The following is a 19,043-nucleotide window of genomic DNA, read 5'->3' on the forward strand; positions in this document are numbered from 1 at the left end:
CATAGTGAGCGAACGTAACCAACGCAAAGTTTATACTGGTCGTGTAGTGTCTGACAAAATGGACAAAACGATTACAGTTTTAGTTGAAACTTACAAAACTCATTCCTTGTACGGAAAACGTGTTAAGTATTCTAAGAAGTACAAAGCCCATGATGAGCAAAACCAAGCGAAACTTGGCGATATCGTTAAAATCATGGAAACTCGCCCGCTTTCTGCTACTAAGCGTTTCCGTTTAGTTGAAATCGTTGAAGAAGCGGTTATTATCTAAATAGACGAATCGGAATTTTTAGTCCGAAGGGAGGTTTCATAACATGATCCAACAAGAATCTCGTTTGAAAGTTGCTGACAACTCTGGTGCACGTGAACTTTTAACAATTAAAGTATTAGGCGGCTCTGGTCGTAAATATGCTAACATTGGTGACATTATCGTTGCTACGGTAAAACAAGCAACACCAGGTGGCGTTGTTAAAAAAGGTGACGTTGTTAAAGCAGTAGTAGTACGTACGAAGAGCGGAGCTCGTCGTCCGGACGGTTCTTACATCAAATTTGATGAAAACGCAGCGGTTATCATTAAAGACGATAAGAGCCCACGTGGTACTCGTATCTTCGGACCAGTAGCTCGTGAATTACGTGATAGCAACTTCATGAAGATCGTTTCTTTAGCTCCAGAAGTTCTATAATTTAAGGTATTGCCTTGCTAAGGAGGTGCAGAATTAAGATGCATGTAAAAAAAGGTGATAAAGTACAGGTAATCACTGGTAAAGACAAAGGAAAACAAGGCGTTATCCTTGTGGCTTTCCCAAAGCAAAACCGTGTTATCGTTGAGGGTGTTAACATCGTTAAAAAACACTCTAAGCCATCTCAATTAAATCCACAAGGTGGAATTATTACTAAAGAAGCACCTATTCACGTTTCTAACGTTATGATTTTAGATCCGAAAACAGGTGAACCTACTCGCGTAGGCTTCAAAGTAGAAGATGGTAAAAAAGTTCGTATTGCAAAAAAATCTGGTGAATTATTAGATAAATAATTTTCTTAAGAAAGGAGGTCACTTCATTGAATCGCCTTAAAGAGAAGTTCCAAAAGGAAATTACTCCTGCTCTAGTGAGCAAGTTTAACTATAAATCTGTGATGGAAGTACCGAAAATCGAAAAGATCGTAATCAACACTGGTGTTGGTGACGCGGTATCTAACTCAAAAGCTTTAGACAATGCAGTAGAAGAATTAACACAAATCGCAGGTCAAAAACCTGTTGTAACTCGTGCTAAAAAATCAATCGCTGGTTTCCGTCTTCGTGAAGGTATGCCAATCGGTGCGAAAGTAACTTTACGCGGCGAGCAAATGTATGAGTTCTTCGACAAATTAGTATCGGTTTCTTTACCACGTGTACGTGATTTCCGTGGTGTTTCTAAGAAATCATTCGATGGTCGTGGGAACTACACATTAGGTGTTAAAGAGCAACTTATCTTCCCTGAGATTGATTATGATAAAGTAAGCAAAGTACGCGGTATGGACATCGTAATCGTTACTACAGCGAAAACTGATGAAGAAGCTCGTGAACTTTTAACACAATTCGGTATGCCATTCCAAAAATAATGGAAGCCAACGCTAAGTAGAGGAGGCGAAAACGTGGCTAAAAAATCTATGATAGCGAAACAAAAGCGTACTCCTAAGTTTAAAGTACAAGAGTATACACGTTGCGAACGCTGCGGTCGTCCGCATTCTGTATACCGCAAATTTAAACTTTGCCGTATTTGTTTCCGTGAACTTGCATATAAAGGTCAAATTCCTGGTGTTAAAAAAGCTAGTTGGTAAAACCCACAAATGGGAAGGAGGTAAAACACATGGTGATGACAGATCCAATTGCAGACATGCTTACTCGCATCCGTAATGCGAACATGGTACGTCATGAGAAATTAGAGGTTCCTGCTTCTAAAATCAAAAAAGAGATCGCTGAACTTTTAAAACGTGAAGGTTTCATTCGTGATGTAGAATACATCGAGGATAACAAACAAGGTATCCTTCGTATTTTCCTGAAATATGGTGCAAACAATGAACGTGTAATCACTGGATTAAAACGTATCAGTAAACCTGGCTTACGCGTTTACGCTAAAGCTGACGAAGTACCACGTGTACTTAACGGATTAGGTATCGCTCTTGTTTCTACATCTAAGGGAGTAATGACAGACAAAGACGCTCGTCAATTACAAACTGGTGGAGAAGTAGTAGCATACGTTTGGTAATATATATTTAAAACGAACGGAGGTGTGACCACATGTCTCGTATTGGTAAAAAGATTCTTGAAATCCCTGCAGGTGTTACTATTACAATTGCAGAAGACAATACTGTAACAGTAAAAGGCCCTAAAGGTGAATTAACTCGTAAATTCAATGCTGATATGTCTATCAAAATTGAAGAAAATACACTAACAGTTGAGCGTCCATCTGAACAGAAGGAACACCGTGCATTACACGGTACAACTCGTGCTTTAATCGGAAACATGGTTGAAGGTGTAACTGCAGGTTTCGCACGCGGACTTGAATTAGTCGGTGTTGGTTACCGTGCTCAAAAACAAGGAGATAAACTTGTTTTAAGCGTAGGTTATTCTCATCCAGTAGAAATGACTCCGGAAGCAGGTCTTGAAGTTGAAGTACCTGCACCAACTAAAATCGTAATTAAAGGTATCGACAAGCAACGTGTTGGCGAATTTGCTGCTAACATCCGTGCTGTACGTGCTCCTGAGCCTTACAAAGGTAAAGGTATTCGTTACGAAGGCGAAGTTGTTCGTCGTAAAGAAGGTAAAACTGCTAAGTAAACCCGTTAGGTGAGAGAAAGGAGTGACAAGAAAATGATCACTAAAGCTGATAAAAATGCGACTCGTAAGAAAAGACATGCACGTGTACGTGCTAAACTTACTGGTACTGCAGAGCGTCCACGTTTAAACGTGTTCCGTTCTAACCAACATATTTACGCTCAAGTTATTGATGATGTGAATGGTGTAACGTTAGTAAGTGCATCTACTCTTGATAAAGACCTTGCTCTTAACGGTACTAGCAATACTGAAGCTGCTACGAAAGTTGGAGAATCAGTTGCTAAGCGTGCTGTAGAGAAAGGCGTTAAAGAAGTAGTATTCGATCGCGGTGGTTACTTATACCATGGCCGTGTTAAAGCTCTAGCTGAAGCTGCTCGTGAGGCTGGATTACAATTTTAATGGTCAAAGGAGGGAAAATTGATGCATCGCATTGACCCAAGTAAATTAGAACTTGAAGAACGTGTAGTTACGATAAATCGTGTCGCGAAAGTTGTTAAGGGTGGTCGTCGTTTCCGCTTTGCTGCACTAGTTGTAGTTGGCGATAAAAACGGTCATGTTGGATTCGGTACTGGTAAAGCACAAGAGGTACCAGACGCAATTCGCAAAGCTATCGAAGACGCTAAGAAAAATTTAATCGCTGTACCATTAGTTGGTACAACAATTCCACACACAATCAACGGTCACTTTGGAGCTGGTGAAGTATTCTTAAAACCTGCTGCTGAGGGTACTGGTGTTATTGCTGGTGGACCTGTTCGTGCGGTTCTTGAATTAGCTGGTGTACAAGATATTCTTTCGAAATCTCTTGGTTCTAACACACCAATCAACATGATTCGCGCTACTGTGAACGGATTAAGCGAACTTAAGCGCGCTGAAGATGTTGCAAAATTACGCGGTAAATCTGTAGAAGAGCTACTAGGTTAAGGAGGGAAAACAAATGGCGAAAAAGTTAGAAATTACCCTCACTCGTAGTGTAATTGGTCGTCCACAAGATCAACGTGCGACGGTAGAAGCTTTAGGTCTTAAAAAGTTGAATTCAACTGTAGTTAAGGAAGAAACTCCTGCTATTCTTGGTATGATCAACAAAGTTTCTCACCTTTTAACTGTAAAAGAAGCTTAAGGATAACTCATTAATATAAGGAGGTGCCTGGGAATGAAACTTCATGAATTAAAACCTGCAGAAGGTTCTCGTAAAGTACGTAACCGTGTCGGTCGTGGTATCGGTTCTGGTAACGGTAAAACTGCTGGTAAAGGTCATAAAGGACAAAACGCACGTTCTGGTGGCGGTGTTCGTCTTGGCTTCGAAGGTGGTCAAACTCCATTATTCCGTCGTTTACCAAAACGCGGCTTCACAAACATTAACCGTAAAGAGTTTACTATTGTAAACTTATCAACGTTAAATCGTTTTGAAGATGGTACAGAAGTAACACCTGAATTATTGCTGGAAACTGGCGTTATCAGCAAGTTAAACGACGGTGTTAAAATTCTTGCAAGCGGAGCAGTAGAGAAAAAACTAACTGTTAAAGCGCACAAGTTCTCTTCAAGTGCTAAAGAAGCAATTGAAGCAGCTGGCGGATCAGTTGAGGTGATCTAATGTTTCGTACAATCTCCAACTTTATGCGCGTTGCTGAGATAAGACGTAAAATATTATTCACTTTAGCGATGTTAATCGTATTCAGGATTGGCACGTTTATCCCAGTGCCATTTACAAATGGAGACGTACTGAAAGCACAAGACCAATTAAATGCTTTAGGCATCCTAAATACATTTGGCGGTGGCGCCTTGAAAAACTTCTCCATCTTCGCGATGGGAATCATGCCGTATATTACAGCATCCATCATCGTGCAATTATTGCAGATGGATGTTGTTCCTAAATTTTCGGAATGGTCGAAGCAAGGTGAAATGGGCCGTCGTAAACTAACGCAATTCACGCGTTACTTTACAATTGTTCTTGCGTTTATTCAGGGGTTTGGTATGTCAATCGGTTTTAACGGTATGGTAGGTGGGCAATTAATTTTGAATCCTGGTTGGAGCACTTATTTATACATTGCTACGGTACTGACTGCTGGTACTGCATTTTTAATGTGGTTAGGCGAACAGATTACAGCTAAAGGTGTAGGTAATGGTATTTCCATCCTTATCTTTGGCGGTATTGCTGCAGCGATCCCAAGTGTTATATCTCAAGTGTATCAACAACAGTTTCAAAATATCGGAGATCAATTGTTCATGAGTATCGTTAAAGTTGCATTGATTTTACTAGCTGTGCTAGCAGTTATTGTTGGTGTTATTTTCATTCAACAAGCTGTTAGAAAGATCCCAATTCAATACGCGAAGCGTGTAACAGGAGGGAATGGGAATCATGCTGGAGCACAAAACACACATTTACCGCTTAAGGTAAATAGTGCGGGTGTTATTCCAGTCATTTTTGCTGTTTCATTCTTAATTACGCCTCCAACTATTGCACAGTTCTTCCCGAAACATGATGTATCGCAGTGGATTATTGCAAACTTTAACTATTCTCACCCAGTGGGAATGATCATATATGTTGCGCTCATTGTAGCCTTCACATATTTCTATGCATTTGTTCAGGTTAATCCAGAGCAAATGTCAGAGAATCTAAACAAGCAAGGTGGATATGTTCCAGGTATTCGTCCGGGTAAGAATACAGAACAATATCTAACAAAAATCTTGTATCGTTTGACCTTTGTAGGATCAATTTTCCTAGCAGCGATTGCAATCTTACCAGTTATTTTTACGAAATTGGGAAATCTTCCTCCATCTGCACAGATTGGTGGAACGAGTATGTTAATCGTTGTCGGCGTTGCTTTAGAAACAATGAAGCAGCTAGAAAGCCAACTGGTAAAACGCCATTACAAAGGGTTTATCAAGCAGTGAGTAAGTGGGAAGAACTATCTTCCCTACATGCTCATGTACTGAGGGGGAACAAGGATGAACTTAATTTTAATGGGGCTTCCTGGTGCTGGTAAAGGTACACAAGCCGAACAGATTGTAGCCAAGTATAACATCCCTCACATTTCAACAGGAGATATGTTCCGTGCAGCTATGAAGGCTGAAACTGAAATGGGTCTACAAGCAAAATCTTTTATTGATAAAGGTGTACTTGTTCCAGATGAAGTTACAATCGGAATTGTTCGTGAACGTTTAAGTCAAGAAGACTGCGTAAGAGGTTTCTTACTAGACGGTTTCCCACGAACTGTTGCACAAGCATCAGCTCTTGAAGAGATTATGAAAGATCTTGGCAAAAAAATCGACTATGTTTTAAACATTAATGTGGATTCAGGGTTGTTATTAAAACGCCTTACAGGCCGTCGCATTTGTAAAGAGTGCGGTGCGACTTACCACTTAGAATTCAATCCACCAGCAAAAGCTGATGTGTGCGATAAATGTGGTGGCGAATTATACCAACGTTCTGATGACAATGAAGAAACTGTAGCAAATCGTTTAGATGTAAATATTAAGCAAACAAAACCTTTGCTTGATTTCTACGACGAGCTTGGTTACTTAAAAAGCATTAATGGTGAGCAAGATATCAATAAAGTATTTGCTGATATCGATGTTCTCATCGGAGGCTTAGCGTAATGATCATCTGCAAAACTCCTCGCGAGATAGAAATCATGCGAGAAGCTGGCAGAATCGTTGCTTTAACTCATCAAGAGTTGAAACAGCACATTACTCCAGGAATTACAACGAAAGAGCTCGATCAAATAGCGGAAAAGACGATTCAAAAATATGGTGCTACGCCATCTTTTAAAGGATACAACGGATTTCCGGGGAGCATATGTGCTTCTGTAAATGAAGAGCTTGTACACGGAATTCCAGGAAAGCGCAAGCTCAAAGAGGGCGATATCATCAGTATCGATATTGGTGCGAAATACAATGGGTACCATGGAGATTCTGCATGGACGTATCCAGTTGGAAACATTTCTGAATCTGTTCAAAAGCTACTTGATGTCACAGAAAAATCGTTGTATCTTGGTCTAGAACAAGTAAAACCAGGCGAGAGATTATCAAATATCTCACATGCGGTTCAAACCCATGCTGAAGAGAATGGATTCTCGATCGTTAGGGAGTATGTTGGTCACGGAATCGGGCAAGACTTACATGAGGACCCTCAAATCCCGCACTATGGTCCACCAAATAGAGGCCCTAGATTAAAGCCGGGAATGGTCATCTGTGTTGAGCCGATGGTGAATCAAGGAAGACGATATGTAAAAACACTATCTGATGACTGGACAGTGGTAACGGTAGATGGTAAATGGTGTGCCCATTTTGAGCACACGATTGCTCTTACAGAAGCAGGATACGAAATCCTTACCACTTTATAAGTAGCTGGCTCTCCGGGATTTCAGAGCAGTGTAAAATGTTACTGATTTGAAGAAGGGAGAACTATTGAATGGCTAAAGATGATGTAATTGAAGTCGAAGGTACCGTTCTTGAAACGTTGCCAAATGCTATGTTCAAAGTAGAATTAGAGAATGGGCATGTCGTATTGGCTCACGTTTCTGGTAAAATCCGTATGAACTTCATTCGTATTTTACCAGGAGACAAAGTTACGGTAGAATTATCTCCGTACGATTTAAATCGTGGTCGTATTACGTACCGTTTTAAATAATATAGCACTCCGTAATCTTTAAGGAGGTTCGAGACATGAAAGTAAGACCGTCAGTTAAACCAATCTGCGAAAAATGTAAAGTTATTCGTAGACGTGGAAAAGTAATGGTTATTTGTGAAAACCCTAAACATAAACAAAAACAAGGTTAATCAGAAGGAGGTGCATTCAGAATGGCACGTATCGCAGGTGTAGATATTCCTCGAGACAAACGCGTTGTTATTTCTTTAACTTACGTATTCGGCATTGGTCGCACAACTGCTGAAAAAATTCTTACTGAAGCTGGTATTTCTTCAGAAACACGAGTTCGTGATTTAACGGAAGACGAATTAGGACGTATCCGTGATGTTATCGATCGTATTAAAGTTGAGGGAGACCTTCGTCGTGAAGTATCTCTTAACATTAAACGTCTAATGGAGATCGGTTCTTACCGTGGTCTTCGTCACCGTCGTGGTTTACCAGTTCGTGGTCAAAATTCTAAAAACAATGCTCGTACACGTAAAGGTCCACGTCGTACAGTAGCAAATAAAAAGAAATAATAAGTAAAGGAGGTTGAACTAACAATGGCACGTAAAACAAACACTCGTAAAAAACGTGTGAAAAAGAATATCGAAGCTGGTATAGCTCATATTCGTTCTACTTTCAACAACACAATCGTAACACTTACAGATACTCACGGTAACGCACTTTCTTGGTCTAGTGCTGGTGCACTTGGTTTCCGTGGATCTCGTAAATCTACTCCATTCGCTGCGCAAATGGCTGCTGAAGCTGCTGCTAAAGTTGCAATGGAGCACGGTTTAAAAACTTTAGAGGTTACTGTTAAAGGTCCTGGTGCTGGTCGTGAAGCTGCAATTCGTGCTCTTCAAGCTGCAGGTCTAGAAGTAACAGCAATTAGAGATGTTACTCCAGTTCCTCATAATGGATGTCGTCCGCCAAAACGTCGTCGTGTGTAATTTTTCTGTATAGAATTTTCCCTTTTGTCTATAATGGATATGATGCATTATCGAGAAATTTCGTACAGAAACATCGCTTGTTGTGCACAATCGGGAACTGCCTAAGGGGGACTTTCGGTTAGACAGGGGTTATACCTTTGTTTAACCGGGGTTTCGACGTTTTGAAGGAGGGTTTAGTTAATGATTGAAATCGAAAAGCCGAAAATCGAAACGGTTGAACTTAACGAAGATGCTAAATATGGTAAATTCGTAATTGAACCGCTTGAGCGTGGATATGGTACTACTTTGGGTAACTCCTTACGTCGTATTCTTTTATCCTCACTCCCTGGTGCCGCTGTTACTGCTATCCAAATCGATGGCGTATTACATGAATTTTCAACAGTTGAGGGCGTAGTAGAAGACGTTACGACGATCATCTTAAACTTGAAAAAGTTAGCTCTTAAAATCTACTCTGAAGAAGAGAAGACGTTGGAAATTGATGTGCAGGGCGAAGGTATTGTCACAGCTGCTGATATTACTCACGATAGTGATGTAGAAATCTTAAATCCAGATTTACACATTGCAACGTTAGCAAAAGATGCGCATTTCCGCGTGCGTTTAACTGCAAAGCGTGGCCGTGGGTATACGCCAGCTGATGCAAATAAAAGCGAAGATCAACCAATAGGAGTAATTCCTATTGATTCTATTTATACTCCAGTATCACGTGTGACTTACCAAGTGGAAAAGACACGTGTCGGACAAGTGGCTAATTATGATAAGCTTACGCTTGATGTATGGACGGATGGAAGCATCGGGCCAAAAGAAGCTATCTCTTTAGGTGCCAAAATCTTAACTGAGCATTTAAATATCTTTGTTGGTTTAACTGATGAAGCACAAAATGCTGAGATTATGGTCGAGAAGGAAGAAGATCAAAAAGAGAAAGTTCTTGAGATGACTATCGAAGAACTAGACCTTTCTGTTCGTTCTTATAATTGCCTAAAACGTGCAGGAATTAATACTGTACAAGAGCTTGCGAACAAAACAGAAGAAGATATGATGAAAGTTCGTAACTTAGGACGTAAATCCTTAGAAGAAGTTAAACATAAACTTGAGGAATTAGGTTTAGGTTTACGTAAAGACGACTGAGGATTTAAACCCATGAACAAAGGAGGGAACTACGAATGGCATACAGAAAATTAGGCCGTACAAGTGCGCAACGTAAAGCTATGTTACGTGACTTAGCTACTGATTTAATTATCAACGAGCGCATCCAAACGACAGAAACTCGTGCAAAAGAACTTCGTTCTGTAGTGGAAAAAATGATCACTTTAGGTAAACGCGGAGATCTTCATGCTCGTCGTCAAGCAGCAGCTTTCATTCGCAATGAAGTAGCTAACGCTGAGACTGGTCAAGATGCACTTCAAAAATTATTCGCTGATGTAGCTCCACGCTATGCTGAGCGCCAAGGCGGATACACTCGTATTGCAAAAATTGGTCCACGTCGCGGAGACGCAGCACCAATGGTAATTATCGAGTTAGTATAATGATAATTAAAAGGGCAGGACAGTTCTTTTCAAGAAACTGGTCATGGCCCTTTTTTTTAAATATAAAAATAGGCGAGCTTGGCGAAGGAAAGGGTGCCTTCTATTGAAAAAAGAGAAACTTCGGATAGGAAATATATCATTTCAATATCCTGGGGCAGCCACGTATGCATTAAAAGATGTTTCATTTTCCTTATATGAGGGAGAATGGGTATCTATTATTGGACAAAACGGTTCAGGAAAGTCTACACTTGCAAAATTATTGAATGGTTTGTTTTTGCCGGAAGCAGGGACTATTACAGTAAATGATTCAATGGTTTTATCAGAGGAAACGGTATGGGATGTTCGAAAACAAATTGGAATGGTATTTCAAAATCCAGATAATCAATTTGTTGGAACAACAGTGCAAGATGATGTTGTATTTGGTTTAGAGAATATCGGAATGCCAAGAGAACAAATGATTGAAAGATTAGAACAGGCCTTACGACTTGTCCGTATGGAAGATTTTCTTAATGATGAGCCTCATTCCTTATCTGGTGGGCAAAAACAGCGAGTGGCAATAGCAGGCGTTTTAGCACTTCAGCCATCTATTTTAATATTAGATGAAGCAACGTCAATGTTAGATCCTCAAGGAAGACGTGAAGTAGTAGAAACGGTTAGACAACTTGTTAATCAAAAAGGTATTACCGTGTTATCAATTACGCACGATTTAGAAGAAGCGGCGCAGTCAGATCGTGTCATTATTTTAAATAAGGGAGAAATATTAGAGGAAGGGATTCCAGAGAAAATTTTCAAGTCCTCTCATATGCTCCAAGAAATTGGCTTAGATGTACCGTTTTCGGTGAAAATAGCAGAATTATTAAAAAGAAATGAAATTCTTTTGCAAAATACGCATCTTACAATGGAAAGCTTGGTGAACGAACTTTGGAGATTACATTCCAAAAAGTAGAACATCGTTATCAATATAAAACTCCATTTGAAAGACGCGCACTTTATGATGTAGACGTGTCGTTTCCAAGTGGGGGCTATTATGCCATTATCGGTCATACTGGTTCAGGTAAGTCGACGATGATTCAACATTTAAATGGTTTATTGCAGCCGACAAATGGTACAGTTCAAATTGGTGAACATTTGATTTCGGCAGGAAAGAAAGAAAAAAAGCTAAAGCCACTACGTAAAAAAGTAGGGGTTGTCTTTCAATTCCCGGAACATCAGTTGTTTGAAGAAACTGTGGAGAAAGATATTTGCTTCGGACCTACTAATTTCGGGGTATCTGGAGACGAAGCGAAGCAAAAGGCTAGAGAGGCAATAGAACTTGTAGGGCTAGAACCGGAACTGTTAACACGTTCTCCGTTCGAATTAAGTGGTGGACAAATGAGACGTGTTGCTATAGCGGGTGTACTGGCAATGGAACCTGAAGTGCTTGTATTAGATGAACCTACAGCAGGTCTAGATCCAAAAGGGCAGAACGAACTTATGCAGATGTTTTATAAGTTGCATAAGGAGAAAGGGCTTACAGTTATCCTTGTAACGCATAATATGGAAGATGCTGCTCAGTATGCGGAACAAATTGTAGTTATGCATAAAGGAACGGTCTTTTTGCAAGGAAGTGCAGAGGAAGTATTTTCACATGCTGATGAACTAGAGAAAATTGGTGTGGATCTTCCTATGTCATTAAAGTATAAACGTGCAATTGAAGAGAAGTTTGGTATTTCAATTCCAAAGGCTACCTTATCTTTAGAGGATCTTACTCATGAAGTTGTGCAGGTGTTACGAAAAGGTGGTCATGAATCATGCAGCAGTTGATTATTGGGAGATATATCCCGGGGAATTCACTTATTCATCAACTTGATCCACGTACGAAGCTGCTGATTGTCTTTTTATATGTATTTGTTGTTTTCTTAGCAAATAATGCGATTTCATATGGATTTTTATTTTTATATGCACTCATTGCTTTATTTTTTGCAAAAGTGCCGATTCGTTATGTACTTTCGGGCTTAAAACCAATTTTATGGATTTTTCTTTTTACATTTTTCCTGCATATTTTTACAAATAAAGAGGGGGATGTACTACTCCAGCTTGGTTGGTTTTCGATACATGAAAAAGGATTAGAGCAAGGGATATACATTTCTGTACGGTTCTTCGTTATTATTTTAATGACGACATTATTAACGTTAACGACGACACCTATTGAAATTACAGATGGTTTGGAGACGTTATTAAAGCCATTGAAGCGTATAAAGGTTCCTGTTCATGAAATCGCATTAATGATGTCAATTTCTCTTCGTTTTATCCCGACATTAATGGATGAAACGAGTAAAATAATGAAAGCACAAGCATCACGTGGTATTGATTTCGCTGGTGGACCGATAAAAGATAGAATGAAAGCTATTATCTCACTGCTCGTTCCTCTGTTTATCAGTGCTTTTAAGCGTGCAGAGGACTTAGCTATTGCGATGGAAGCTCGTGGATATCAAAGTGGTGAAGGACGTACTAAATTTAGGCAACTACGCTGGAAAACAAGCGATACAGTAACGATTGTAAGCTTATTTTGTTTAGCTTGTATTTTGGCATGGGTGCGATCGTAATGGAGAATAGAGAAATGGATAGAATAAAATGTACGGTTGCATATGATGGTATGCATTTTTGTGGTTATCAAATTCAGCCGAAGCATCGTACTGTTCAACAGGAGATAGAAAAAGCATTACAGAAATTGCATAAGGGAGAACTTGTTCGTGTTCAGGCGTCTGGTAGAACAGATTCTACGGTTCATGCAAAAGGGCAAGTAATACACTTTGATACTCCTTTGTCTCTTGAGGAGTGGCAATGGAATAACGCTTTAAATACAATGTTGCCAGATGATATTGTTATTAGGCGAGTAGAGAAAAAAACAGAAGAATTTCATGCACGTTACGGTGTTGAGAAAAAAGAATATCGTTATCGTGTATTATTATCAAAGACTGCGGATGTATTCCGTAGAAATTACGTATATCAATATCCATATCCGCTCGAAATCAATTCTATAAGAAAAGCAATTCCTTATTTTATTGGAACGCATGATTTCACTTCTTTTTGCTCGGCAAAAACTGACAAAAAAGATAAAGTGCGAACAATTTATGAAATCGAGTTAATTGAGCAAGATGATGAATTAATTTTTCGTTTTGTAGGTAATGGATTTTTATATAATATGGTCAGAATTATTGTTGGTACGTTACTTAACGTAGGGCAAGGAAAGCTTGATCCTGATAGCATTCCAGAGATTTTAGCGAAACAAAATCGTCAGTTTGCTGGAAAGATGGCTCCAGGTCATGGGCTTTACCTATGGGAGGTAAACTATAACAACTAATCCTGGTGTAACATTTGCTTGACATTAGAAACTCAAAAGTATATCATAACATATGGTATTGTTTCTAAAACCACGATTAGCCCCGGAAGGAAATCGTGTTTAAGATAAACAATAGATTTTTTCTATGGAAAAGATAACGAGGAGGGAAACACATGCGTACGACTTTTATGGCAAAAGCTAACGAAGTTGAGCGTAAATGGTATGTGGTTGATGCTGAAGGTCAAACTTTAGGTCGCCTATCTACTGAAGTAGCATCCATTTTACGTGGTAAAAACAAACCTACATTTACACCACACGTTGACACGGGTGATCATGTAATTATTATTAACGCTGAGAAAATTCATTTAACAGGTAATAAATTAAACGATAAAATTTACTACCGTCACACTAACCACCCAGGTGGACTTAAGCAAAGAACAGCTCTTGAAATGCGTACAAACTACCCTGTACAAATGTTAGAGCTTGCAATTAAAGGCATGCTTCCAAAAGGACGCTTAGGCCGTCAAGTTTCTAAGAAACTTAACGTGTATGCTGGAGCAGAGCATCCACACCAAGCACAAAAACCAGAAGTTTACGAACTTCGCGGATAATTAATTAAAGGAGGGCTTACTTTGGCACAGGTTCAATACTATGGCACTGGACGTCGTAAGAGTTCAGTAGCGCGCGTACGCCTAGTTCCAGGCGAAGGACGCGTTATCATTAACGGTCGTGATTTTGAAAACTATATCCCATTTGCTGCATTACGTGAAGTAGTGAAACAACCTCTAGTTGCAACAGAAACTTTAGGTAACTACGATGTACTTGTAAACGTAAATGGTGGTGGATACACTGGTCAAGCTGGTGCTATTCGTCACGGTATTTCTCGCGCTTTATTAAAAGCTGATCCAGAATACCGTCTAACACTAAAACGTGCAGGTCTATTAACTCGTGACGCACGTATGAAAGAGCGTAAAAAATACGGTCTTAAAGGCGCACGTCGTGCACCTCAGTTCTCAAAACGTTAATTTTTGCGAACTACAAACCCCAACCATTTTGGTTGGGGTTTTTTTGTGTTTCATTCCTCTTTTACAATTTTTTTAGCTTGGAATATTTTAGTGCTACGGCCTCGCGTATGCTTCTTCTTTAGAAGTTTAGACTATACGTATTAGGGAGGTTTATAAGTACTATGAATGTCATTGTCAGCTTACAAGAAAAACAAAAAGAAAAGCAGTTAAAATACGAGCGGAAGATGCTGCGAGAATTATCATTAAAAACATTGCGCTCAAATATTCGTGATGCCTTTCAAATGCAAGAGCTTCATCGTCAGTATGAAGATTACTGTATTGAATTAGGGATAGAATCTTATTTATTAGGAGCGAGATATAGTAAATTTGGTTATTATGGTGAATCGTTTTTTGATGTGAAATATAGAGCTTTAGAAGAAGAACAACAATTAACTGAAACGCTATTTCAATTTTTAACGAGTATGACTATGCGAGAAATAAAGTTGAAAGATGAGGAATTACTTTTTGAATCTTGTCAGCAGTTTATAGGATTGTGGTGGCAAGAAGGGTATGAAAAAGGTGAAAGAAGATATCGATTAAAGCTTCATTAAGACAAGCATAAACTTTCCTCTTGTCCCATATAAGTAATTAGAGGGACTAGCTGGAGGAGGAAAGGTATGAAGAGAATTCGAATTATCTCTTTTGCACTCGCTGCGGTTGTTTTGTTTTTTTTAGTCAAACAAGAATTTCAAATCACAAAATCGTGGCGAGCTTGGAATTTACCCTTATCAGGGAAAGTAATCGTATTAGATGCTGGGCATGGTGGACCAGATGGAGGGGCTGTTGGTGGAAAGGATATTATAGAAAAGGATATTACGCTTGAAATTACAAAAAAGGTACAAGACTATTTACAAGAACAAGGTGCACTAGTTATTTTAACGCGTGAGGGAGATTATGATTTAGCTAACAAAGATACAAAGTCATATAGTAGACGTAAAGCGGAGGATTTAAAAAAACGTGTAGAAATCATCAATAAACCAGATATAGACTTTTTTGCAAGCATTCATTTAAATGCTTTAACTAGTAGTGGATCGAAAGGCGCACAAACATTCTACTATCGCTCTTCAATTGAAAATGAACGTGCTGCTAAATTTATACAGGCTGAATTGAGAACGAGTTTAGAAAATACGAATCGTTCTGCTAAAACAATTTCTCACGTATACTTATTGAAGTATGCGAAAACACCAGGTGCTTTAATTGAAGCCGGCTTTTTATCGAATGTGAACGAAAGGTATATGTTAAATTCGGAGAAATATCAACAGAAGGTAGCAGCTGCAATATACCGTGGTATATTGCGTTATTTCACGGAAAAAGGAAATCCTCCAGAATAAGGAGGATTTTTTTGAGTTTCTCTCGTTAACGAAGTTTTCGGAAAATATGTTATACTGGAAATGTAAACGCATTAATTTGAAGAATAAACAAAGATGAATTCAATTAACATTACGTTATTTTTCATACAGGGGGCTGGGTTAATTATGGTAACGAAAGAACAAGTGGTTGAAGCGTTAGAAGGGATTGTAGATCCGTTTTTACATAAAACATTAAAAGAAACAAGTGCAATTAAAGAGGTAACAGTCAAGCCTGAGAAGGAACATGTGAGTGTCAAAATTGCAATCGTAAAAACTGGTACAGCGGAACAAATGCAGTTGCAGTCTGGAATTGTAAAGTTAGTAAAAGAACTTGGAGCAGCAACAGTTGGACTTCGTTTTGCAGAATTTACAGAAGAGGAATTAGCTCAGTTTGCACCAGAACAAGAAGCAGAGCAAAGTGAATCTTTATTGTCACCAAATTCAAAAACGACATTCTTAGCAGTAGCGAGTGGAAAAGGTGGCGTGGGAAAATCAACCGTTTCCGTTAACCTTGCAGTTGCTTTAGCTCGTTTAGGAAAAAAAGTTGGTATTATTGATGCGGACATTTACGGTTTTAGTGTGCCAGACATGATGGGGATAGAAAAACGTCCCATCGTAAGAGGTGACAAGATAATTCCGGTGGAACGTTTAGGTGTAAAGGTAATCTCAATGGGCTTCTTTGTAGAGGATAATGCACCAGTTATTTGGAGAGGACCTATGCTTGGGAAAATGTTAAACCACTTCTTCACAGAAGTGGAATGGGGCGATTTAGATTATTTAGTACTAGATTTACCACCAGGAACAGGTGATGTTGCGTTAGATGTGCACTCAATGTTGCCATCTTGCAAAGAGATTATTGTAACGACGCCTCATCCAACAGCTGCGTTTGTAGCAGCGCGTGCTGGAGCGATGGCATTACGCACTGAACATAGTATTCTCGGTGTTGTTGAGAACATGGCATATTTTGAAAGTAAGGTAACTGGTGAGAAAGAATATGTATTTGGAAGAGGCGGGGGAGATAAGTTGGCTACCGAACTACAAACAAATGTTCTTGGTCGTATTCCGCTGCAACAACCTGATTGGAATAAAGAAGACTTTGCTCCTTCAGTATATGAAGATACACATACAACCGGCATTATTTATAGTAAAATAGCCGAAGTGGTAATTGATAAAACAGCTGTTACACAAAAATAAAGTGAAACTTTAATCAGTGGAGTTCATCTGTTACTGGCAACAATAAGGGTTTTGTTACTAGTAAACTTTTCGCTTAACTAGAGGGCCATTTTGTCTGTTAATAGCAAGATAAAGTAATAACGAGTGGACAATTTATACATTGTCCACTCGTTATTATAGTTATTATTTTCACTGTTCTTCCTTCTTCTCGCCTTGAGAACCACCGTCACCGCCTGCTTCTTTCTTATCAGATCCACCTTTTTCAGCCTTTTGTACACCTTTACTAATGATATCAATCATCTTGGATTGGAAGAGTGGACTTTCAGCAGTTTCTGTTAGTACTTGTTGTAGATATTGACGGTATTCTTTACTCTTCATTGTTTGTAACATCATTTTTTCTACTTCAGGATTTTTCATGATTTCTATAACGCCTGCTTGGTATTCAGGGTCTTTTAATAAGGTTTTCATTAATTGGGTTTGTTCTTTCCCCATACTTTTAGCGAACTTCGATGAGAACTCAGGATCTTTAAAGAGCTTTTCCCAGAATTGTTGCCCTTTATCGGATACCATTGCATCTTCAATCGTTTTCTTTACTACTGTTTCATCTAGTATGAGTGCTTGTTTCATTTTTTCATCAGTTAATACATCTTGAATAGCTTTCTTACCTTGATCTGTTTTTAAAATATCAACAATCATTTTCTTTGTTTGATCGTAATCTAGTTCGGATTTCGTTTCTTTTCCTTGTGCGCATGCTACAAGTGCGATAAGTAGAAAAGAAGAAACGAAAATGAATAGTATCCGTTTCATAAGTTGGAACTCCTTTCAGCACAGTTCTCTCTTTTTAATATAAATATCTTTAAGGAATTTATACATGAACATGGCTAGCTTTTTGAAATTGTCATTGATACAATTTAATTAGAAATATAAGGATAATGGGGGATGTGTTGTGAATAGCCGCAAGTGGGTACGACTATTTTTAACGACGTTGTTTCTTGGTGGGATTAGCACAGTTATTATTGGTTTTGTTTTGGAGTGGGACAGGTACAATGAATTTTTTCAAAATTTCGACGTTAAGGAGATTTTAGCGGTATCTTTCTGGTTGATGGGTGTAGGATTTATTTTTAGCGTTATAAGTCAAATGGGATTCTTTGCATATTTAACAATCCATCGTTTTGGACTAGGGATGTTTCGCTCATCGTCTTTATGGAATGCAGTCCAGCTCTTCTTTATTGCATTCGTATTATTTGATTTTGTGTATTTAAGGTCTGTACTTATTGCAAATGGGGAAGTCTCATTGGGGAATAACATACTTGTTGCTGGAATTTTATTTGTGTTTGGAGCAATTGTTGCTTATGTAAAAAGTAAAGAAACAAATAAAAAAGCATTTGTGCCAGCTCTGTTCTTTATGGTTGTTGTAACAATTCTTGAATGGGTACCGGCGCTTCGGATTAATGATACAGATTGGTTATATTTAATGGTTATACCGCTATTGTTATGTAATGCATATCAATTACTTGTATTACATCGTTTAATCGGAAAAACGAGTAAACCTGCTTAATAGAGAGAGGTTTTATACACCGGCAGTTATATTACTGGAAATGGTGTGATTAAAAAAGCTCTACCACCTTCTTGAAAGGTAGTAGAGCTTTTTATACGTGAAGAGTAGTAGGGACGAAGCTATTTCACATCTTCACTTTTCGTACTTGTGTTGGAAATAAGTTGTGATACGGATATTTGCTCATATCCATCACTTTTTAATTTTTGCAGGAGCAGCGGTAAAGCTCTATTTGTTTGAAGGGCAGAATCGGATGCGTGTAATAAGACAATATCTCCACCTTTCAAATTATTAGAGACGGTGGAAACGATGTGGTTTACACCTGGGTTTTTCCAATCGTTTGAATTATTACTCCAATGCACGACGGTGTATCCAAGTGATTCTGCAATTTTAAGGGTTGCCTTGTTAAATTCGCCACTAGGTGGACGTAACAGTTTGACTTGTTTTACACCAAGTTTTGTAAAAACATCTTGTGCTCGTAAAAGGTCTCGTCTTATTTCATTCGTCTCTAGAGAAGTATAAGATGTGTAATTGTAACCCATACTACCGATTTCGTGTCCATCTTTCATGATGCGCTCTACAATATCGGGGTGTCTTTCGGCCCATGCAGCAGAAAGGAAGAAGGTTGCATTCTTAATTTCTCTTTCTTTAAGAGTATCAAGGAT

At 38.8% G+C, this 19,043-nt stretch carries 32 protein-coding genes (1 of these 32 cut by a window edge); 30 read left to right on the forward strand and 2 right to left on the reverse strand.

From position 1 onward, the window contains the following. Positions 1 to 4: 4 nt before the first annotated feature. From rpsQ to NZ044_RS00855, 29 genes are all read left to right on the forward strand, one after another. The gene (gene rpsQ, locus NZ044_RS00715; protein WP_000004106.1) at positions 5 to 268 is read left to right on the forward strand and encodes a 30S ribosomal protein S17; all 264 of its coding nucleotides are present in this window, start codon (positions 5 to 7) and stop codon (positions 266 to 268) included. 43 nt (positions 269 to 311) lie between these two features. Next, complete coding sequence (gene rplN / locus NZ044_RS00720) at positions 312 to 680, forward strand: 50S ribosomal protein L14 (protein ID WP_000615912.1); 369 nt, start codon at positions 312 to 314, stop codon at positions 678 to 680. A 38-nt stretch (positions 681 to 718) separates the two neighbouring features. Next, positions 719 to 1,030, forward strand: a complete 312-nt coding sequence (gene rplX, locus NZ044_RS00725) for a 50S ribosomal protein L24 (RefSeq protein WP_000558200.1) — start codon at positions 719 to 721, stop codon at positions 1,028 to 1,030. Positions 1,031 to 1,056: 26 nt separating this feature from the next. After that, complete coding sequence (gene rplE, locus NZ044_RS00730; protein WP_001080829.1) at positions 1,057 to 1,596, forward strand: 50S ribosomal protein L5; 540 nt, start codon at positions 1,057 to 1,059, stop codon at positions 1,594 to 1,596. Positions 1,597 to 1,629: 33 nt separating this feature from the next. Then, positions 1,630 to 1,815, forward strand: coding sequence for a 30S ribosomal protein S14 (gene rpsN, locus NZ044_RS00735; RefSeq protein WP_001085700.1), 186 nt, complete (start codon positions 1,630 to 1,632; stop codon positions 1,813 to 1,815). A 29-nt stretch (positions 1,816 to 1,844) separates the two neighbouring features. Beyond that, on the forward strand, positions 1,845 to 2,243 hold the full coding sequence (gene rpsH, locus NZ044_RS00740) for a 30S ribosomal protein S8 (protein WP_000245511.1): 399 nt from the start codon (positions 1,845 to 1,847) through the stop codon (positions 2,241 to 2,243). 32 nt (positions 2,244 to 2,275) lie between these two features. Continuing rightward, positions 2,276 to 2,815 carry a 50S ribosomal protein L6 gene (gene rplF, locus NZ044_RS00745; protein ID WP_000086551.1) on the forward strand — a complete coding sequence of 180 codons (540 nt, stop codon included), beginning with the start codon at positions 2,276 to 2,278 and terminating at the stop codon, positions 2,813 to 2,815. Between the two features lie 33 nt (positions 2,816 to 2,848). Next, a complete protein-coding gene (gene rplR / locus NZ044_RS00750; RefSeq protein WP_000628818.1) occupies positions 2,849 to 3,211 on the forward strand; it encodes a 50S ribosomal protein L18 in 363 nt (120 codons plus the stop codon). A gap of 21 nt (positions 3,212 to 3,232) precedes the next feature. Continuing rightward, a complete protein-coding gene (rpsE, locus tag NZ044_RS00755) occupies positions 3,233 to 3,733 on the forward strand; it encodes a 30S ribosomal protein S5 (RefSeq protein ID WP_000554646.1) in 501 nt (166 codons plus the stop codon). A gap of 13 nt (positions 3,734 to 3,746) precedes the next feature. After that, positions 3,747 to 3,929 (forward strand): 50S ribosomal protein L30, encoded by a 183-nt coding sequence (rpmD, locus tag NZ044_RS00760; RefSeq protein ID WP_001085233.1) that lies wholly within the window; start codon positions 3,747 to 3,749, stop codon positions 3,927 to 3,929. Positions 3,930 to 3,962: 33 nt separating this feature from the next. Then, on the forward strand, positions 3,963 to 4,403 hold the full coding sequence (gene rplO / locus NZ044_RS00765) for a 50S ribosomal protein L15 (protein ID WP_000766083.1): 441 nt from the start codon (positions 3,963 to 3,965) through the stop codon (positions 4,401 to 4,403). Beyond that, entirely contained in the window at positions 4,403 to 5,704 is a 1,302-nt protein-coding gene (secY, locus tag NZ044_RS00770; RefSeq protein ID WP_000490118.1) for a preprotein translocase subunit SecY, read from the forward strand. The genes rplO and secY overlap by 1 nt, the downstream gene beginning before the upstream one ends. A 54-nt stretch (positions 5,705 to 5,758) precedes the next feature. Continuing rightward, a complete protein-coding gene (locus tag NZ044_RS00775) occupies positions 5,759 to 6,409 on the forward strand; it encodes an adenylate kinase (protein WP_340949411.1) in 651 nt (216 codons plus the stop codon). Continuing rightward, positions 6,409 to 7,155 carry a type I methionyl aminopeptidase gene (gene map / locus NZ044_RS00780; protein ID WP_000582539.1) on the forward strand — a complete coding sequence of 249 codons (747 nt, stop codon included), beginning with the start codon at positions 6,409 to 6,411 and terminating at the stop codon, positions 7,153 to 7,155. The genes NZ044_RS00775 and map overlap by 1 nt, the downstream gene beginning before the upstream one ends. A 68-nt stretch (positions 7,156 to 7,223) precedes the next feature. Beyond that, positions 7,224 to 7,442 carry a translation initiation factor IF-1 gene (gene infA, locus NZ044_RS00785; protein WP_001029884.1) on the forward strand — a complete coding sequence of 73 codons (219 nt, stop codon included), beginning with the start codon at positions 7,224 to 7,226 and terminating at the stop codon, positions 7,440 to 7,442. Positions 7,443 to 7,477: 35 nt separating this feature from the next. Further along, positions 7,478 to 7,591 (forward strand): 50S ribosomal protein L36, encoded by a 114-nt coding sequence (gene rpmJ / locus NZ044_RS00790; protein WP_000868344.1) that lies wholly within the window; start codon positions 7,478 to 7,480, stop codon positions 7,589 to 7,591. A gap of 21 nt (positions 7,592 to 7,612) precedes the next feature. Next, positions 7,613 to 7,978: a 30S ribosomal protein S13 gene (rpsM, locus tag NZ044_RS00795; RefSeq protein ID WP_000090792.1), complete on the forward strand. Its 366-nt coding sequence runs from the start codon at positions 7,613 to 7,615 to the stop codon at positions 7,976 to 7,978. A gap of 24 nt (positions 7,979 to 8,002) precedes the next feature. After that, positions 8,003 to 8,392: a 30S ribosomal protein S11 gene (rpsK, locus tag NZ044_RS00800; protein WP_000101797.1), complete on the forward strand. Its 390-nt coding sequence runs from the start codon at positions 8,003 to 8,005 to the stop codon at positions 8,390 to 8,392. 180 nt (positions 8,393 to 8,572) lie between these two features. Then, entirely contained in the window at positions 8,573 to 9,517 is a 945-nt protein-coding gene (locus NZ044_RS00805) for a DNA-directed RNA polymerase subunit alpha (protein WP_000569643.1), read from the forward strand. A gap of 35 nt (positions 9,518 to 9,552) precedes the next feature. Next, a complete protein-coding gene (gene rplQ, locus NZ044_RS00810) occupies positions 9,553 to 9,915 on the forward strand; it encodes a 50S ribosomal protein L17 (protein ID WP_000331490.1) in 363 nt (120 codons plus the stop codon). A gap of 103 nt (positions 9,916 to 10,018) precedes the next feature. Beyond that, positions 10,019 to 10,861, forward strand: coding sequence for an energy-coupling factor ABC transporter ATP-binding protein (locus NZ044_RS00815; RefSeq protein ID WP_044783178.1), 843 nt, complete (start codon positions 10,019 to 10,021; stop codon positions 10,859 to 10,861). Continuing rightward, entirely contained in the window at positions 10,837 to 11,718 is an 882-nt protein-coding gene (locus NZ044_RS00820; RefSeq protein WP_000406529.1) for an energy-coupling factor ABC transporter ATP-binding protein, read from the forward strand. The genes NZ044_RS00815 and NZ044_RS00820 overlap by 25 nt, the downstream gene beginning before the upstream one ends. After that, positions 11,706 to 12,500: an energy-coupling factor transporter transmembrane component T family protein gene (locus tag NZ044_RS00825; RefSeq protein WP_001186530.1), complete on the forward strand. Its 795-nt coding sequence runs from the start codon at positions 11,706 to 11,708 to the stop codon at positions 12,498 to 12,500. Before NZ044_RS00820 ends, NZ044_RS00825 begins: the two co-directional genes overlap by 13 nt. 14 nt (positions 12,501 to 12,514) lie before the next feature. After that, entirely contained in the window at positions 12,515 to 13,258 is a 744-nt protein-coding gene (truA, locus tag NZ044_RS00830; protein WP_002084072.1) for a tRNA pseudouridine(38-40) synthase TruA, read from the forward strand. Between the two features lie 152 nt (positions 13,259 to 13,410). Next, positions 13,411 to 13,848 (forward strand): 50S ribosomal protein L13, encoded by a 438-nt coding sequence (gene rplM, locus NZ044_RS00835; RefSeq protein ID WP_001260795.1) that lies wholly within the window; start codon positions 13,411 to 13,413, stop codon positions 13,846 to 13,848. Positions 13,849 to 13,869: 21 nt separating this feature from the next. Then, positions 13,870 to 14,262, forward strand: coding sequence for a 30S ribosomal protein S9 (rpsI, locus tag NZ044_RS00840; RefSeq protein WP_000079986.1), 393 nt, complete (start codon positions 13,870 to 13,872; stop codon positions 14,260 to 14,262). A gap of 161 nt (positions 14,263 to 14,423) precedes the next feature. Continuing rightward, positions 14,424 to 14,852, forward strand: a complete 429-nt coding sequence (locus tag NZ044_RS00845; protein WP_001101005.1) for a DUF2521 family protein — start codon at positions 14,424 to 14,426, stop codon at positions 14,850 to 14,852. Positions 14,853 to 14,918: 66 nt separating this feature from the next. Further along, complete coding sequence (gene cwlD, locus NZ044_RS00850) at positions 14,919 to 15,632, forward strand: N-acetylmuramoyl-L-alanine amidase CwlD (RefSeq protein WP_000822437.1); 714 nt, start codon at positions 14,919 to 14,921, stop codon at positions 15,630 to 15,632. A 144-nt stretch (positions 15,633 to 15,776) separates the two neighbouring features. Beyond that, positions 15,777 to 16,844 (forward strand): Mrp/NBP35 family ATP-binding protein, encoded by a 1,068-nt coding sequence (locus tag NZ044_RS00855; RefSeq protein WP_000256626.1) that lies wholly within the window; start codon positions 15,777 to 15,779, stop codon positions 16,842 to 16,844. A 168-nt stretch (positions 16,845 to 17,012) separates the two neighbouring features. On the opposite strand, the gene gerD is transcribed toward NZ044_RS00855, so the two are convergent. Beyond that, entirely contained in the window at positions 17,013 to 17,630 is a 618-nt protein-coding gene (gerD, locus tag NZ044_RS00860; protein WP_000821601.1) for a spore germination lipoprotein GerD, read from the reverse strand. Positions 17,631 to 17,769: 139 nt separating this feature from the next. On the opposite strand from gerD, the gene kbaA reads away from it, so the two are divergent. Beyond that, the gene (gene kbaA / locus NZ044_RS00865) at positions 17,770 to 18,381 is read left to right on the forward strand and encodes a KinB signaling pathway activation protein KbaA (protein WP_001088533.1); all 612 of its coding nucleotides are present in this window, start codon (positions 17,770 to 17,772) and stop codon (positions 18,379 to 18,381) included. A gap of 119 nt (positions 18,382 to 18,500) precedes the next feature. Here kbaA and pdaB read toward each other — a convergent pair whose 3' ends face one another. Beyond that, positions 18,501 to 19,043, reverse strand: the 3' portion of a protein-coding gene (gene pdaB, locus NZ044_RS00870; protein ID WP_000464716.1) for a polysaccharide deacetylase family sporulation protein PdaB. 222 nt of this gene lie beyond the right edge of the window; only the last 543 of its 765 coding nucleotides appear in the window; its start codon lies beyond the right edge, outside the window — the gene reads right to left on this strand; it ends in the stop codon at positions 18,501 to 18,503.

The sequence above is a fragment of the Bacillus sp. FSL K6-1338 genome (genome assembly GCF_038006965.1).
In the GTDB taxonomy this organism is placed as follows: Bacteria; Bacillota; Bacilli; order Bacillales; family Bacillaceae_G; genus Bacillus_A; species Bacillus_A thuringiensis_S.

Excerpts from the sequence above, each read along its gene's own strand:
- rpsM (WP_000090792.1), top strand. The coding sequence starts at position 7,613 with ATGGCACGTATCGCAGGTGTAGATATTCCTCGAGACAAACGCGTTGTT.
- NZ044_RS00855 (WP_000256626.1), top strand. The coding sequence starts at position 15,777 with ATGGTAACGAAAGAACAAGTGGTTGAAGCGTTAGAAGGGATTGTAGAT.
- rpmJ (WP_000868344.1), top strand. The coding sequence starts at position 7,478 with ATGAAAGTAAGACCGTCAGTTAAACCAATCTGCGAAAAATGTAAAGTT.
- NZ044_RS00775 (WP_340949411.1), top strand. The coding sequence starts at position 5,759 with ATGAACTTAATTTTAATGGGGCTTCCTGGTGCTGGTAAAGGTACACAA.
- gerD (WP_000821601.1), bottom strand. The coding sequence starts at position 17,630 with ATGAAACGGATACTATTCATTTTCGTTTCTTCTTTTCTACTTATCGCA.
- cwlD (WP_000822437.1), top strand. The coding sequence starts at position 14,919 with ATGAAGAGAATTCGAATTATCTCTTTTGCACTCGCTGCGGTTGTTTTG.
- secY (WP_000490118.1), top strand. The coding sequence starts at position 4,403 with ATGTTTCGTACAATCTCCAACTTTATGCGCGTTGCTGAGATAAGACGT.
- NZ044_RS00845 (WP_001101005.1), top strand. The coding sequence starts at position 14,424 with ATGAATGTCATTGTCAGCTTACAAGAAAAACAAAAAGAAAAGCAGTTA.
- rplQ (WP_000331490.1), top strand. The coding sequence starts at position 9,553 with ATGGCATACAGAAAATTAGGCCGTACAAGTGCGCAACGTAAAGCTATG.
- NZ044_RS00805 (WP_000569643.1), top strand. The coding sequence starts at position 8,573 with ATGATTGAAATCGAAAAGCCGAAAATCGAAACGGTTGAACTTAACGAA.
- map (WP_000582539.1), top strand. The coding sequence starts at position 6,409 with ATGATCATCTGCAAAACTCCTCGCGAGATAGAAATCATGCGAGAAGCT.
- rpmD (WP_001085233.1), top strand. The coding sequence starts at position 3,747 with ATGGCGAAAAAGTTAGAAATTACCCTCACTCGTAGTGTAATTGGTCGT.
- rplN (WP_000615912.1), top strand. The coding sequence starts at position 312 with ATGATCCAACAAGAATCTCGTTTGAAAGTTGCTGACAACTCTGGTGCA.
- rplR (WP_000628818.1), top strand. The coding sequence starts at position 2,849 with ATGATCACTAAAGCTGATAAAAATGCGACTCGTAAGAAAAGACATGCA.
- infA (WP_001029884.1), top strand. The coding sequence starts at position 7,224 with ATGGCTAAAGATGATGTAATTGAAGTCGAAGGTACCGTTCTTGAAACG.
- rpsH (WP_000245511.1), top strand. The coding sequence starts at position 1,845 with ATGGTGATGACAGATCCAATTGCAGACATGCTTACTCGCATCCGTAAT.
- NZ044_RS00825 (WP_001186530.1), top strand. The coding sequence starts at position 11,706 with ATGCAGCAGTTGATTATTGGGAGATATATCCCGGGGAATTCACTTATT.
- rpsK (WP_000101797.1), top strand. The coding sequence starts at position 8,003 with ATGGCACGTAAAACAAACACTCGTAAAAAACGTGTGAAAAAGAATATC.
- rplM (WP_001260795.1), top strand. The coding sequence starts at position 13,411 with ATGCGTACGACTTTTATGGCAAAAGCTAACGAAGTTGAGCGTAAATGG.
- rpsE (WP_000554646.1), top strand. The coding sequence starts at position 3,233 with ATGCATCGCATTGACCCAAGTAAATTAGAACTTGAAGAACGTGTAGTT.
- truA (WP_002084072.1), top strand. The coding sequence starts at position 12,515 with ATGGATAGAATAAAATGTACGGTTGCATATGATGGTATGCATTTTTGT.
- rplF (WP_000086551.1), top strand. The coding sequence starts at position 2,276 with ATGTCTCGTATTGGTAAAAAGATTCTTGAAATCCCTGCAGGTGTTACT.
- rplO (WP_000766083.1), top strand. The coding sequence starts at position 3,963 with ATGAAACTTCATGAATTAAAACCTGCAGAAGGTTCTCGTAAAGTACGT.
- rplX (WP_000558200.1), top strand. The coding sequence starts at position 719 with ATGCATGTAAAAAAAGGTGATAAAGTACAGGTAATCACTGGTAAAGAC.